This window comes from Accumulibacter sp., from assembly GCF_029255145.1.
Classification (GTDB): domain Bacteria; phylum Pseudomonadota; class Gammaproteobacteria; order Burkholderiales; family Rhodocyclaceae; genus Accumulibacter.
On the sequence record NZ_JAPUVQ010000091.1, the window covers coordinates 1 to 13,648 of the forward strand.

At 64.7% G+C, this 13,648-nt stretch carries 10 protein-coding genes and 1 pseudogene; 2 read left to right on the top strand and 9 right to left on the bottom strand.

Features of this window, described 5'->3' with window-relative positions:
- Positions 1 to 36 precede the first annotated feature (36 nt).
- Positions 37 to 399, bottom strand: a complete 363-nt coding sequence (locus Q1L50_RS08825; protein ID WP_300337645.1) for a hypothetical protein — start codon at positions 397 to 399, stop codon at positions 37 to 39.
- Positions 396 to 1,631: a site-specific integrase gene (locus tag Q1L50_RS08830; protein ID WP_300337646.1), complete on the bottom strand. Its 1,236-nt coding sequence runs from the start codon at positions 1,629 to 1,631 to the stop codon at positions 396 to 398. The genes Q1L50_RS08825 and Q1L50_RS08830 overlap by 4 nt, the downstream gene beginning before the upstream one ends.
- Before the next feature lie 25 nt (positions 1,632 to 1,656).
- Between Q1L50_RS08830 and Q1L50_RS08835 the strand changes: the two genes are divergently transcribed.
- Together Q1L50_RS08835 and Q1L50_RS08840 are read left to right on the top strand one after the other, a co-directional pair.
- Complete coding sequence (locus tag Q1L50_RS08835; protein ID WP_300337648.1) at positions 1,657 to 1,890, top strand: tyrosine-type recombinase/integrase; 234 nt, start codon at positions 1,657 to 1,659, stop codon at positions 1,888 to 1,890.
- A complete protein-coding gene (locus Q1L50_RS08840; protein WP_300337649.1) occupies positions 1,887 to 2,993 on the top strand; it encodes a transposase in 1,107 nt (368 codons plus the stop codon). Before Q1L50_RS08835 ends, Q1L50_RS08840 begins: the two co-directional genes overlap by 4 nt.
- Positions 2,994 to 3,568: 575 nt before the next feature.
- Here the strand turns inward: Q1L50_RS08840 and Q1L50_RS08845 are convergent.
- The 7 genes and pseudogenes from Q1L50_RS08845 to Q1L50_RS08875 form a co-directional block, all read right to left on the bottom strand.
- The gene (locus Q1L50_RS08845; protein WP_300337651.1) at positions 3,569 to 4,069 is read right to left on the bottom strand and encodes a hypothetical protein; all 501 of its coding nucleotides are present in this window, start codon (positions 4,067 to 4,069) and stop codon (positions 3,569 to 3,571) included.
- Between the two features lie 348 nt (positions 4,070 to 4,417).
- Positions 4,418 to 5,893 (bottom strand): c-type cytochrome, encoded by a 1,476-nt coding sequence (locus Q1L50_RS08850; RefSeq protein WP_300337652.1) that lies wholly within the window; start codon positions 5,891 to 5,893, stop codon positions 4,418 to 4,420.
- A gap of 10 nt (positions 5,894 to 5,903) precedes the next feature.
- Positions 5,904 to 7,421 (bottom strand): cytochrome c, encoded by a 1,518-nt coding sequence (locus Q1L50_RS08855; protein WP_300337654.1) that lies wholly within the window; start codon positions 7,419 to 7,421, stop codon positions 5,904 to 5,906.
- A gap of 24 nt (positions 7,422 to 7,445) precedes the next feature.
- The gene (locus Q1L50_RS08860; RefSeq protein ID WP_300337656.1) at positions 7,446 to 9,635 is read right to left on the bottom strand and encodes a hypothetical protein; all 2,190 of its coding nucleotides are present in this window, start codon (positions 9,633 to 9,635) and stop codon (positions 7,446 to 7,448) included.
- 32 nt (positions 9,636 to 9,667) lie between these two features.
- Positions 9,668 to 10,558, bottom strand: a complete 891-nt coding sequence (locus Q1L50_RS08865; protein ID WP_300337658.1) for a hypothetical protein — start codon at positions 10,556 to 10,558, stop codon at positions 9,668 to 9,670.
- Positions 10,559 to 10,577: 19 nt separating this feature from the next.
- Complete coding sequence (locus Q1L50_RS08870) at positions 10,578 to 13,181, bottom strand: cytochrome c (protein ID WP_300337660.1); 2,604 nt, start codon at positions 13,179 to 13,181, stop codon at positions 10,578 to 10,580.
- 362 nt (positions 13,182 to 13,543) lie between these two features.
- Positions 13,544 to 13,648, bottom strand: a pseudogene (locus tag Q1L50_RS08875) (IS5/IS1182 family transposase); the annotation flags it as partial.

The following is a 13,648-nucleotide window of genomic DNA, read 5'->3' on the forward strand; positions in this document are numbered from 1 at the left end:
CCTCAGAAGCCCGAATTGCGATGTTTTCACCACAAATCACCCTGCGGCTATCAATTCTTCATCGCTCGGAAATCCGTCCAATCCCTTGCTGCTGTTGGGATGAAGGGGTTTTCGGTCACGCACTAGATCCGGCGGCGGAATCTCGGTTTGCGGGTCGTTCGCCTGGTAGTGACGGGCAAAGCCGCGGATATGCCCAAGACGTTGTGCACAGGTTGAAGGATCAGCGGATGGATTCTGCTGTGCCCATTCGAGAGCGAGCGGTATCGTGACGTGCGCGGCGCCTCGCTCCTCAAGAAACGCGGCAAACTTCGCCAGACAGATTCCGGCATCGCGCAGTTTGAATCCCAAGCTGCGTCGCAAGGCCAGGTAATCCTCAATTGCTTGTGCCAGTGGGCTCATTGCGCACATCCCGGCCACGGCAGGGCCAAAGGACGGAGCAAATCCCGATCGACCTTGGCGTAGATCATCGTCGTCTGCGGGTTGCGGTGGCGCAGGATCTCACCGATCTCGGTCAGCGACGCCCCTTGCCGGAGCATCCGGGTGGCTACCGAGTGGCGCAGCAGGTGCGCGCCCTTGTGGGCAGGATTCAAGCCAGCGTGATCCAGTGCACGACGCACGATGGTGCCAATCGCTGCCGAGCTCAGAAATCCGCGGTGTGGCGCGCGCATGCGGATGAACACTCGTCTGGAGGAGCAAGCCGGGCGCGAGTGATGAAGATACTCAGCCAATGCCGCGCCGACATCCTGAGGAATCGGCAGTCGGTCCGTACGCGTCCCGCTGGCCCGAATAGAAATCTCTCCCGCTTCCCAATCGAGATCCTCGAACAGCAGGGCGACCACTTCACCAGCACGCAGCCCGAGGCGAGCGAGCAAGAGCAGAATGGCCCAATTGCGGCGGCCAAGCGCTGTTTCTCTCTCGCAGTGCGACAGGAGGCATTCCACTTCGTCCGATGACAGTCCCTTCGGCAGGGACGCCATCGACCAACTGGCCACCGTCGGAACGCTCGATCGCAGATCAATCGTGATGAGGCCTCGGTACCGCGCGTATTGCAGAAATGCGCGTACGGCCGTGGTCACCAACTTGGCGCGCTTGGGACAATGGAGGCGAGCCGCTTCCCGCTGGACAAAGCCCACCACATCGGCCGCTCGCAAATCCTCGAGCCGCGGTTCGCCATCGGCGAAGCAGTGAACGAGCAGGCGCGTAGTGAATTCCAGGTAAGTGACCACCGTCGCCGGTGCCAATCCGCGTTCTTGTTCCAGATAGCATCGGAATTCCTGCGCCGACCGTTCGGCCGGCGTGCGCTCCCTTTCCGGCTCTTGGGCTACGATGCCTTGCTCGACCAGAAGGGCGAACAGTCGTCGCAGGATCGCCGAATCACCCGACCTGCGGTGCCGGTGGCTTGATCGGCAATCCGGATAGAGTTCAAGGTGTTTCGTGGTCAGTTGCGGGACAACGATTCCGCGCTCACTCAACCAATGACCGAGATCGGCCACGACTTGCAGCGCATAACGGCTCGAAGCCCGGGCGTATCCCTCGGCACTAAATTGCGCGGCAAATACGTCGACATACGCACCGAACAAGCCTTCTCGCATGCGGACCGGCGTATGCGGATCTTTGTAGAACTGTTCCATTTCGATCTCCTTCCATAGGGACGTATTGCCCCGGAAGGAGATCAGACCATGCCGAGCTCGGCATAGTCGGCACAGCTATGCCACGCACCTGATCGAGGCTGGTGTTGACCTCCTCGAAGTCCAGAAGAATCTCGGCCATCACTCGATCCTCACGACCGCCCGCTACACCCATCTGACGGATCAAACCAAGCATCACGCGATCGATCGGATCAACGCGCTGATGGACCGGTTTACTCTGGCTCAGGAGGCGCCACGATGATCCGCCTCGCCGCCATCATCGCCGAATTCGGAGCCGACTTCGTCGCGCAATTTCGTCACCGGCTGAGCTTTGATCAGCTGCAGGCGCTGTCGGCGATCGAGCACTGCCGCAGCCCTGCCAGTCCGATGATGCAGGTTCACTGCAGTGACTGTGCGCACCACCACCTCGTTCCGCATTCCTGCGGCCATCGCCTTTGCCCGCACTGCCAGCACCACGAGAGCCAGCAATGGCTGGAACGTCAGATGCAGCGCCTGGTCCCGGCCGACTACTTTCTGCTGACCCTCACGCTGCCGGCCGAATGGCGCGGGCTTGCTGCGGCGCACGCCGATGTCGTCTTTGATTTCTTGATGCGCTGCGCCTGGGAAACGGTGCACCGCTTCAGTCAGAACGACCGGCAGTTGCAGGGGACGCCGGGGGCGATCGCGGTGCTGCACACGCACTCGCGTCGGCTCGACTTCCACCTGCATGTCCATCTCGTCGTCCCCGCGGCGGCCGTCGATGAGGCGAAGCAGCGGTGGCGACGCAAGCGGCGCGGCAAGAACGGCACCTATCTGTTCAACGAGAAGGCGATGGCCAAGGTCTTTCGGGCAAAGATGCTGGCGGCGATCGAGGCGGCCGGCATTCCTCTGCCGGCGCGTTATCCGCGGGAATGGGTGGCGCATTGCCAATCGGTTGGCAGCGGCGAGAAGGCCCTGATCTGCCTCGGTCGTTACCTCTACCGCGGCGTCATCCGCGAAGAGGACATCCTCGCCTGCGAGAATGGCCGGGTGAGCTTCCGCTATCGCAACGCCGAAACCGGCAAGTCGGAAAAGCGCTCGCTCACCGGCGCTGAGTTCCTCTGGCTGATTCTCCAGCACGTGCTGCCCAAGGGCTTTCGCCGCGCTCGCAATTTCGGCTTCCTGCACGCCAACTGCAAGCGCCTGATCGCCTTGCTGCATCTTTTGCTCAAGTTCGACCCCAGCCGCTTCACGCCGCCGCGCAAACAGCGGCCACCGATGCGGTGTCCATGCTGTGGCGCCGTGATGGCGATCGTCAGGACGCGGATTCGCTCCACATCGCCCGGAGTCATCGCCACCACGCCGGTCGTCGCGGCCGCCATCTGACCATGTAAGCCGAGACCTCAGCGCTGTCCGGCCGCGTTCGGGACTTCAGTTTCCCCAAGCTGAGCGATGCGCCCGCCCGGAATTCCGCATCCGGAACGTAAAAACCGCCTCATTCGCGAAACCTTTGCCGCCTAAGCAGCGGCACTTCGGGACTTCCCGCTCCCGGCCCTCCGGCGCTCATGCCTTTGGGGTAAATCCAAAAAAGATATTTGCAGAGGACGCGCCCAGCGCTCCGGCCCGGGCTAGTCCAACAAACCGATAGATCGTGGCTTCGCACGATCTATCCTTATTCGTTGGGCTGGTGGCTTTCGCGATGCTCCATGCGCACGACAGGCTTCTCGGAGGAAGGCGGCCTGCCGTGGCACGGAAGCCGAGCCCCTTGCGCGCGTGGCAAGTGCACATCGTGAACTGGCCGAAGCAAGCAGATGATGCGCGCGAAGGCCGCGAAATGATGCGGAAACTTTGGCACGACGGTGCGGCAAAGGCTGAGTATTCACGGCAGGACCCAACGTAGAAGTCACCGGCGCTGCGCGGCTTTATCGCGCAGCGGCCATGTGGACTGCCGGGTTAGCCGTCTACCCGTAGATGACATGCTCTTTGTCTTTCTTCTCGTCGAGCGTGAAGATGAACGAGCGGTGCGATCCGCGGACGGTGTGGCTCTTGAATCGCTCCTTCGTGGCCAGAATCGACCAAGGAAACAGCCAGATTCGGTCAATTGAGTAGTCGTCGTGCAAGTGAACGAAGAGAAGGTGCGTTGGGCATTGTGGCCCATCAAGTTTCCGTATGGCGCTGGTTTTTTGCCACCCAGTGCCGAAGCCTTTCCTAGTCTTGGCAGAGACGCGTGATCCGTCGGTGCACACGAAGTCGTGCTCCTCTCGGTCGTGGACCAGTTTTCCATCAAGAAGTAGTTTTCCGTAGATTTCGCCGAGCCAGCCGACAAGCTCGTTGCCCTTTAGCGTCTTGCCATCCGCGTAGGCAGACACCTTCTCTCGAATCTTGTCTTGAAGCGAGGCCAACTCAGTGAACAGAGCCTTGCATTCCTGTTCGAGGGCGGACACGCTGACGGGATTTGTCATTGAGACGGCTAACGTTTAGTCGACACAGATGTCGGTGTATATCCCGGCGTTTCCAAGTGTATAACCGCGGCCGATGGCCGTAAGCAGCTGATGTTCATAGAGGTTTAAAGCATGAACGCACCTGATGAGTCGCAAAACGCACCTCCTGACCCGCAGGTTCTCGACCGGTTACACGATCTCATCCACCGCAAGCCCACAGCATACGAACCAAGGCCCCGTATGTCCACTGGACCAGACGGCAGAGCCAGCCCGACCAATCATCGCCCTTGGCGGGAAACCTGTCGCACTGCACTGCGCGTCCGACATCCGCGATTCAACAAACTCAAGCCCTTTTCTGCCAACTCCAGCTCAAAGCGTCTTCAGATACTCGACCAGCGCGTCCTTGTCGTCAGACGACAGACTGGTACCGAACTCGTGCCCCTGATTGCTGCCGCCCTTGCTGCTGGTATCGAGCTTTGTCCCAACGCGCTGGGCTGCCGGCGTATCGGTGACGAAACCGCCCCGCGTCTGGTCGTAGACGTCGTAGCCGCGCCAGAACGCCTTCGGGCGCTGCGCAACCGGCTCGAGCAGGTCGCGCAGCGTGGGCACCGAGCCGTTGTGGAGGTACGGCGCTTTCAGCCAGATGCCGTCGAGGAAGGGCGCGATATAGCCGATCAGGTCGGCCTCGACCAGGCCGCGGCGTTCGAGTCCCATCTCCTTGACCACCTGGTTGGCCTTGATCGCGGCGCCCTTGTTCCAGGAGTCGAGGCGGCCGCGGTCGGTGCCGACTTCGGCCAGCGGCAGTGGCCGGCCGGTGAGTTCGCTGGCGTGGCAGCTGGCGCAATTGGCGTCGAACAGCGCTTTGCCGGCTTCCGCCCTGGCAGCGTCGATGGCGAACGGGTATTTCGGTGGCGGCAGTTCGGAGAGGTAGCTGTGCAGCCATTGCACCTGCGCGACGAAGTCCTCCTTGTTGGCCGGTGCTGCGCCGAGCAGGCCGAGCGCCGAATCCATGATTACCGAGTAGGCGTCATTGCTGTCGCCGGCGTAGTTCATGCGGTGGCCCTTGTCCCATACGTACTTCTTGAGGTTCCACACCGATGGCATGTCGGTCGGGCCGAAGGTATCGTCCATCGGCGCGCGGATCATGAAGTACTTGGTGAGGTTCATCGCGTCGTCACGGCCACGGCCCCAGTCGGGGAAGTCGGGCCGGTAGATCCAGGCGAACTGCTGTTCGCGTTCGAGCAGGCGCTTCCTGGTGATCGGGATGACGAAGAAGCGGTAGAGCAGCTTGTCGATGAAGTCGAGTTCGGTGACGCGGTTGATTTCGGCCATCAGGATGTCGGCGTTGAAGCGTGGATCCTTGGCGCAGTCGATCAGGTAACGGAAGAAGGCCTCGACGTTGGTGGTGTGTGCCGGGCCGCCGACGACGAAAACCGGGTTGGCATCGGGCGATTCGCGGTAGCTGGTGGTGTGGCAGACGGCGCAGTTGTTGCCGACGCGCGGAAAACCGATCGTTTTTTTCGTGAAGCCCGCGGGCAGTTCCTGCCCCTGCTCCCACGGCACGCCGAGGGCGGCGTAGCCACCGGGAAGGATCTTGCCATCCTGGGTCAGCTTTTCCGGGAAGACCCGCGGCAACACGTAGAAGATCCAGTAGGGAATGCCGGCGTCGTGCTCGGCGCCGATCGAGCCGTATTTGAAGCGCGTTTCGAAGTCGGCGGTCACCCATGCCGGCTGCGGCTGTTCGCGAAAGCCGCGGTCGTAGCCGATCAGCGCGCCGGCGACGAGCGTGACGATGATCAGAATGCCGATGACTCTGAACCAGTTCCTGCAGGAGTGGATGCTCATCGTGTGATCCTCAGAAAGTCTTCAGAAACTCGACCAGCGCGGTCTTCTCGGTGGCACTCAGTTCGGTGCCGTAGGCCTGGCCCTCGTGGCCGCCGTTGCCGTTGCCGGGCAGCGCGGTATCGAGCAGGAAGAACGGGTGGCCGTTGCCCTCCAGCTGATCGGAGACGAAGCCGACCTTGACCGGGTCGTAGACGTCGTTGCCGCGGTAGAAGGTCTTGGGCCGCGCTGCCGCCGGCTCAAGCAGATCGCGCAGGCTGGGCACCGAGCCGTTGTGCAGGTAGGGCGCGCGCAGCCAGAGCCCGTCCAGCGGCATGTTGGCGTAGCCGAAGGTCTTGCGGAAGTGCGTGAACCGCCACGGGTAGCCGGCATAGAGCGTGGCCTGGTTCACGGCCAGTGTGTAGGTGTAGGAATCGAGCCGCCGCCGGTCGGTGCCGATCTCGGCCAGCGGCGTCACCTGGCCGACGTACTCGCCGCTGAAGTCGCTGCCGCTGGCGCCGTGGCAGCCGGCGCAGTAGGCCTTGTAGATCGGCGCGCCGCTGGCCGCCAGCGCCGGATCGACCGGGAAGAACTGGCTGAAGGGGGGCGGCGTGACGTCCATGATCCAGTCCTCGACGCGGCGGATGCGCGCCAGGTCGATGGTCGGCGGCGTCGTGCCGGTGCCGAAAGCGGCGCTCTTGTTGCGTTCCTCGACGGTGGTGTTGTTGCCGTCCCAGTGCAGTTGCATCTCGTGCGGCTCTTTGCGCTGGCGCTGCCGCCAGAGCGAGGGGAAATCGGCCGGCGCGTCGAATTCGGCGGGGTCGAGGTGCTTCATCGGGAAATTGAAGATGACCTTTGCCGAGTTGAAGGTGTCGACCCGCCCGGGGCCCCAGGCACGCTGGTCGAAGACCCAATCGAAGCGCCCGGCGAGCGCCAGCACCCGGTCGCGCATGATGGCGATGGCGATCGGATAGACCAGGTAGCGGTCGAGCAGGTCGAGCTGACCGCCCTGGCGCTCGATCTCCGGCAGGATGAATTCCTTGGAGAACTTGGGATCGGCGGCACAGCGGAAGAAGAACTCCTCGAAACCCTTCATGTTGAAGGTCGCGGCGGGCATGCCGAGGACGATCGTCGGTGGCTGGTCGGCGGCGGTGCGCACGGTGCTGGTATGGCAAACCGCGCAATTGACGAAGACCCGGTCGATGCCCTGATAGCGCCGACGCGAGGTGCCGACCGGAACGTCCCTGTCAGTGCCGTCGGCATTCTTCTCGAAGACCATTCCCAGCGACTGGTAGCCCTTGCCGGGCAGGTACTGCGGGCAGACCTGCGGCAGCGCGCGCCAGATCCAGTATGGGAAGCCCATTTCGTGCTCGCCGCCGGTGGACCCGTACTTGAAGTGTTCGGTCGGGCTGTCGTAGTCGACCGGCACGTCGCCGCCGAAGCGCTGCGCCAACCAGATCAGCAGCAGCGCCGGCAGCAGCACGGCGACGATGAAGAGGATGACGAAGCGCCGCTTCCAGGGGCTGTTCACAATTTCGGGCTGGTCGTTCATGAGCTATTCCCCCTCTCAGGTGATTCAGTGCGCCGGCAGGCAGGGCCGCAGGGCCTCGTAACCGCCGGCCAGCATGCTGGCCAGTTGCGGCGGCTGGCCGGTCTCGGCGCGCAACCATTTATCGACCTGCGCCATCAAGCCGGCGCGCTGCGGACTGCTGCGCCAGGCCACGGGATCGCTGGCGAAGGCCGGCAACATGCTTTCCGGCGGCATCGGCGTCTTGGCGCGCAGTTCCGGTGCCAGGTCGGCCATCGCCAGGCGAACGTAGAGCCGCGGTGCGCAGTGGCGCAGCCGGGCGCTCACCTCGGCCGGGCTGCCGTGCAGGAAGTTCGGCGGGAAACTCCCCGCGCTGTCGTGGCAGGCGGCACAGTAGGGCTGAAAGCCACGAACGGCAGGGTCGGCCGCGACGCCGACCGGCGCCGACGCCACGGCGGCGGCGGTCGCTTCGAGCTGCGGCGGCGGTAGATCCCGGGCGGCCTGGCAACACGGCGGCTGTGGCGCGGCGCCGAGTTCGGCGAACAGCGCCGCGAAGAGCGTCGCACGCGGGAAGGGCGCGGGGCCGAACAGCTTCGCCGCCTCCGGACCCGCGGCCAGGCGGTCGATCGCCTGCTGCACGACGGCGAATTCCTCGCGGATAAGCAGCGTCGCCTCGGCCTGATCGTCTGCATCGCGGGGCGGGAGGGGCTGCCGGCGTTGGAACGCGATGGTGCCGATGGCGTCGCCCCCGGCGGTGCGCGGCGGCTGGCCGGCGACGCTCGGCAGCAGGCTTGCCGAGGCTGGCGTCGCCTGACCCGCGAGTGTCAGCTGCAGGTCGTTCAGCGCCGTACCGCCGGGCAGCATCAGCCGCGTCAAACGCCCGCCCGTCGGTCGCCCGGAGCGCAGCGACAGCGTTCCGGCGAGCAGCGTCCCGGCCGGCGCCGTGCAGCGCAGCGCCCAACGCGAGGCGGCCGCAGCGGCGTCGATGCGACAGGAGGCGGTAAGCCGGCGCACGCTGACCGCAGTCGATCGGCCAAGGGCGTTCGCCAGTCGCAGCCGGTCGGGAGCGGCAACGAACTCGGCCAGGCCGGTCACCAGCTGCCGCGGCGCAGCCGGCGAATCGGCCTGCCAGACAGGCTGCAGTGGCCGCGGCAGCAGGGGGTCGAAACGCGCCGGGACGTTTGACAAGGCGACCCGGCCGGCACGGTCCGCCGGCCAGTGGTCCACGCCCTGCAGCGGGTTGCGGTTGGGAATGTCGGCACTGGCCACGGCCAGCCCACCGGGCCAGCGGCGGCGAGCCTCGGTACGCAAGGGCACGGCGACCTCCCGTTCGAAAGCCGTGTCCGGGGTCCAGATCTGGCCGCCCGAGAGCGCGTGCCGCAGCGCGGCGGCGAACAGCCCGGCACGGCAGCGCTGCGCGGCGGCATCTCCGCCGCCACAGCCCTCGCGCCACAGGCGCTGCGTCAGGGCCAAGCCGTTGGCGCGTTCGGTGGCGTTGTCGATGGCGTAGGGGACGTCGACTCCGCGATCGGGCGCGATTCCATAAAAGCGCTGGCCGCTGGCCAGCAGCAGCTCCGCCACCCTGGGATTGGCGTTGGTTTCGTCCCACAGCGCGCGCGAGAAGATCGGCGCACCGTTCTGGTGACAGGCGAAACAGACGCTGCGGTTGGCGTACAGCACCCTTGGATTGCCGCCGGCGCGATAGTCCGTGACCAGCTGGAACTCGAAACGGCCGGCAGCCTCGTTGTAACTGATGATTTCGAGCACCGCCGATTGCTCCTGGTAGCCAATGTACAGGCGGTCCTTGAGCAGCAGCGCGCCGGCCGCGGCCGGCTGGCTGTCGACGGCGACCACCACCCGCGGGTAGGCAAAGTACTCCGGCGCTGCCGCGCTGCGCTGCAGCGAACGCCCCAGCGGGATGAGTACCCGCTTGGCCGGCGGCAGCGGGCTCTCCGGATCGCGCTGCAGATGCGCGTCGATGCGAGTCAGCAGCGCCTCGAAGGGAAAGGGCAGCTCGATCGCCGCGTGCCCGCCGCGGCTCACCGCGAACAATCGGTCGAACAAGGAGCGGCCGACCTTGGGAAGCTGCTCGCCGGGATCGGCCGGGTCTGCCACGGCCACCGACGCGACCGGCCGGGCGACTTCAAGCGCCAGCGCCGGCACAATTGCCGCAGCCGCGGCTGCGGCTGCGGCGGCTGCGATCCCCAGCAGCGCCGGAAAGACCCTCTGCAGCCCCATCGTCGACCCCCACGTCCGGCGCCTCGACTCGCTCAGGGCTTGGCGGCGGCAACCATGACGGTGCGCGTCTGGGTGCCCGGCCAGCAGTCTTCCTGCACCTGGCCGGTCTTGACGAAGTTTTCCCGCGCGCGTTCGTCGGTGGCCTTGTCGTAGAGCGTGAAATTGAGCGCGAAACCACGGTCGAGATAGGCCCGACCGAGGTAGAAACCGGGACGGATCATGCGGATTTCGTCGCGCACCTTGAAGCCGCGACGGCCGGCGAGGTAGTCGGGCTTTTCCTGGTAGCCGGCGATTTCGTCGGTGAACAGGTAGTCGATGATGATCGATTCGCGCCGGGAATCGAGCAGACTCTGGCCACAGTAGAGCTTGGCCGGAAAGAGCAGCCAGGTTTCCTTGCCGCCGTAGCTCATCTTCTTCGGTTCGCCGTCGACCAGACCGGCCTTCTTGAGCAGCGACAAATCCTCGATGCGGTTGCGCAGCACCCGCTCGTCGCGGAAAAAGACCTTGCCACGCCACAGAATCTCGCCGATCTCCTCGACGGCCAGCCCCTTCAGGTGCAACGCCGTACCGGCAAAACCACCGACGATCTCGGACAGCCGGAACTTGCCGCTGCTGCCGCGCGGCAGCAGGATGCGCCCCTCGAAAGCGCCGTCAGGGATCGGGCCGGCGGTGAGGCGGGCGTAGATCTGGTCGATCTGCTCCTCGTCCAGCGTCGCCAGGTAGTCCGGCGTGATCTTCGCCAGTTCAGCCGTCGCGATCGGATACCTGTAATCGACCTGGGCGAGATCCATCTTCGTCTGGTAGCCCTTGGCGTAAGGCGCGAAGCTGATGTTCGGTGGCTCCGGCTTGCTGCAGGCGGCCAGCGCCAGGCTGGCGAGCGCGATCAGCCCGGCGCGCGACAGAAAGGTGTGCGGCAGTCCCATGATGTGCTCTCCCGTTGCCCTACAGGGTGGCCAGGAAGGCAGTCAGCGCCTTCTTGTCCGCCTCGGAGAGGTCCTCGCCGAAGCGGTGGCCTTCGTTCTCGATTTCCTGGTCGCAGGTCTGGTAATTGGCGCTGATGAATGCGCGTTGCTCGCGCAGGATGTCCACGAAGCGCGACGGGTTCTTGAGGATCTCGTCGGCGATGGTCTGCAAGGTCGGCACCAGCGCGCCCTTGCCCTCGGCCTGCAACTGTTCCGGGTGGCGCTTGGCGAGGAACAGGTCGCCGATCAGTTGCTTGTGCATCAGGCCGTTGATGAAGCCGACACTGCTGCCGGCCGGGATTTTCACCTGCCCGAAGTCGAACAAGGGCTTTTCGGTCTTGCCGTCGAGCGGTCGCACGCCGACGTCGATCAGCAAATCGGCATTGGTCAGCGTCCGCTTGCTGCCCCTTTCCCTGGGGTGCAGCAGGTCGAACATCGACAGCTTGTAGAGCTTGAAGCGGCCCTCGACGGTCGGGTCGTAGCGCAGGCACTCGGGCTGTTGCGCGAGCAATTTGCCACTGCTGTCGACATAGCGCGGCCGGAAAAAGTCGTTCTCCTTGTTGGCCGGCTTGCCACAGATTTCCGGCCCGATGGCGTTGTTGTGCATGAAGGGCGCGGTCGCCCAGAGGTTGACCAGCGAAACGTTGCGCATGTAGCCGCGGCCGCCGTCCTTGAGCTCGTTGCGCTCCGGGATGTCGGCGACCACCGGCCGCTGGCGCAGGGTCTCCGACGCGGACTCCATGTACAGATTGCCGGCCTTGTGATTCGAGTGCAGCGAGCGGCAGCGAAAGGTACCGACCTCGGTTACCGGCGTCGCCTGATCGTTGCCCAGGAAATCGGCCCTGACCTGACGCGGGTGCTGCTCGCTGGCCGCCGCGAAGTCGCGGTTCTTGAACGAGCCACCTTCGCTCTCCGGGATGCTCGAATGGCAGCGCGCGCAATTCTCGGCGAAGACGGTCTGCCCGCGACCGACCGCACCCGGGCCGAATTCGCTGTCGAGTTCGGCGACCAAATCGGCCCGGCTGTACGGCTTGCCGCCCTTGCGGACGGCAGCCCGGGCGGTTTGCAAGTCGGTCTGGTCAGACTCGGCGGAGGCAAAGAAGTCGAGGATGTTCTGCAGACGGTCTTCGACGGCCCGGAAATTCGGGCAATCGCGCCGGCACTGGCCGATGTTGAACGGCGTCTGCCCGAAGCCGCGCTGCTCGGGGTCGACCTGGCGCATGTCGGCGAGGTGATTGACCCAGCACTGTTCGGAACACGAGCCGATGTTGAAATACACCCGCTGTATCGCTTCGAGTGCGCCGGTCGAGTCCTCGCCGCCCTTCAGGATGTGATGGACGCCGGGCAGCACGACTTTCTGGCCGCCGAGGTGGACCGGTGTGGTGTCGTCGTCGCGGGTGCTGCGCAACCAGCATTTGCCTTCGCGGCCGGGTTCGCACCAGCACTTGTCCTCGTCTTTCTCGGCGCCGCAGCTCGCCGCCTTGCGCCACTTGGTGACCACTTCACCCTTGAACACCGGCCGCTGGGCGACGTTGATCAGCGCGTTGATGGTGCCGGGGTTGTTGATCTGGTCGTGCGAAATCGCCGAGGTGTCGGTGACTCCGGGGCGGGCGTGCGCGAACATCTGGTATTCGAGGCTGTTGAGCGGCATCCCCGAGGTCAGCAGTTCGGACATTCGGGTGTATTGGTTGCCGATCAGCCCCTTGAGGTTCTCCCATTGCGGGTGCGCCGGGTCAGCCGGCGGGTTGAGCGGGTCAAAGGCGATGTGGCACGAACCGCAGGCGGTGCCGATCAGGAACGGCGGCTCGACCGAGCCATCGGCGAGCCGGCTCACGCGCTGGTCCGATTCGATGCCGGTCTTGGCAACGAGTCTGGCGTTAAAGCCCGACCAGGTGCCCAACTCGCCGTTGAGTTGCTTCCACCTGGCGGCGTCGAAGCGTGGATTCGGAAACTTGCGGATCCCCAGGGCGCCGGTCGAGGTACCGAACTTGAGGTCGCAGGCCGAGTGCCGCTGGTCGGTCTTGCCGCCCTGGCCATGCGGGTCGTCGGGATCCAGCGCGGCGTCCTTGAGCCCGCAGGCCGGGTCTACGTAGCCTGGCTTGCCGACGTATTTCAGCAGCACGTCGTCGCCGGGGCACCAGTCGAAGCCGTAGGTCTCGTCGGCCGACTTCGCCGGGCAATCGGGATCGCCCGGTTTGCAGCACGAAGGGTCGTTGATGATTCCCCAGGCCCAGAAACGATCGTCGCGCTGGTCGGCACGCAAGACGCGGAACCAGTCCACCAGCACGCCGATGCGCTGCTGGAAGGTATAGGTGTGAAAACGGTCGTTGCCGGCGGTGGCCTTGAACCAGATCAGCCGCCCGACGCACTCGGAGTCGCCCAATCCCTCGCGGGCGCACGCTTCGTAGTAGGGGGCGTCCTGATCGACCAGCGAAGCTTCGGGGGCCGGCTGCCCGGCCGGGACCGCGGCAATCGCTGCGTCGTTCTGGGCATACGCATCGCCACGGCTGCGATCATCGAACATTCCCATGCTGACGGCGAGAATCACGGATGCCGCAATAGCGACCAACAGTGCACGTTTCATGCGTTCTCTCCTGGCGGAAAAAAACAGCTTGAAGCCCAAAGGATCGGAAATGCGCCGGAACTGCCGCGAGTATCTGTGCCGCTGCCACACCTGTCAAGCGCCGCCAGTGGTCGCGGCCAAGCGCCGATACGGTCCTGCAGGTCCCCGTCAAATGCTCGGACTGGCGCGATCGCCAAGCCCCCGGGATGGTCTTCCTTCGGCATCGGGCGAGCACCGTAGTTCTGCTTGGACTGGCGCGCCACGGCCGCGCAAGCCCCAGAGCGGAAGTCAATTCGTGATACGCCCGCGGCGGTTTCGCATATTCTCTGGTAATCCCGTTTCCCGCGTAGCGAAATCGCTCGCGGCCTAGAGTGTGTTGACATTCAAGCGAGCCAAATGACGGATGCGGCGAGGGCGATGAAGGAAGCGAAACGCTCGGCGAGTTTGTCGTAGCGTGTGGCGATACGTCGAAATTGCTTGATGCGGCA

Excerpts from the sequence above, each read along its gene's own strand:
- Q1L50_RS08865 (WP_300337658.1), bottom strand. The coding sequence starts at position 10,558 with ATGGGACTGCCGCACACCTTTCTGTCGCGCGCCGGGCTGATCGCGCTC.
- Q1L50_RS08860 (WP_300337656.1), bottom strand. The coding sequence starts at position 9,635 with ATGGGGCTGCAGAGGGTCTTTCCGGCGCTGCTGGGGATCGCAGCCGCC.
- Q1L50_RS08845 (WP_300337651.1), bottom strand. The coding sequence starts at position 4,069 with ATGACAAATCCCGTCAGCGTGTCCGCCCTCGAACAGGAATGCAAGGCT.
- Q1L50_RS08870 (WP_300337660.1), bottom strand. The coding sequence starts at position 13,181 with ATGAAACGTGCACTGTTGGTCGCTATTGCGGCATCCGTGATTCTCGCC.
- Q1L50_RS08850 (WP_300337652.1), bottom strand. The coding sequence starts at position 5,893 with ATGAGCATCCACTCCTGCAGGAACTGGTTCAGAGTCATCGGCATTCTG.
- Q1L50_RS08825 (WP_300337645.1), bottom strand. The coding sequence starts at position 399 with ATGAGCCCACTGGCACAAGCAATTGAGGATTACCTGGCCTTGCGACGC.
- Q1L50_RS08855 (WP_300337654.1), bottom strand. The coding sequence starts at position 7,421 with ATGAACGACCAGCCCGAAATTGTGAACAGCCCCTGGAAGCGGCGCTTC.
- Q1L50_RS08830 (WP_300337646.1), bottom strand. The coding sequence starts at position 1,631 with ATGGAACAGTTCTACAAAGATCCGCATACGCCGGTCCGCATGCGAGAA.
- Q1L50_RS08840 (WP_300337649.1), top strand. The coding sequence starts at position 1,887 with ATGATCCGCCTCGCCGCCATCATCGCCGAATTCGGAGCCGACTTCGTC.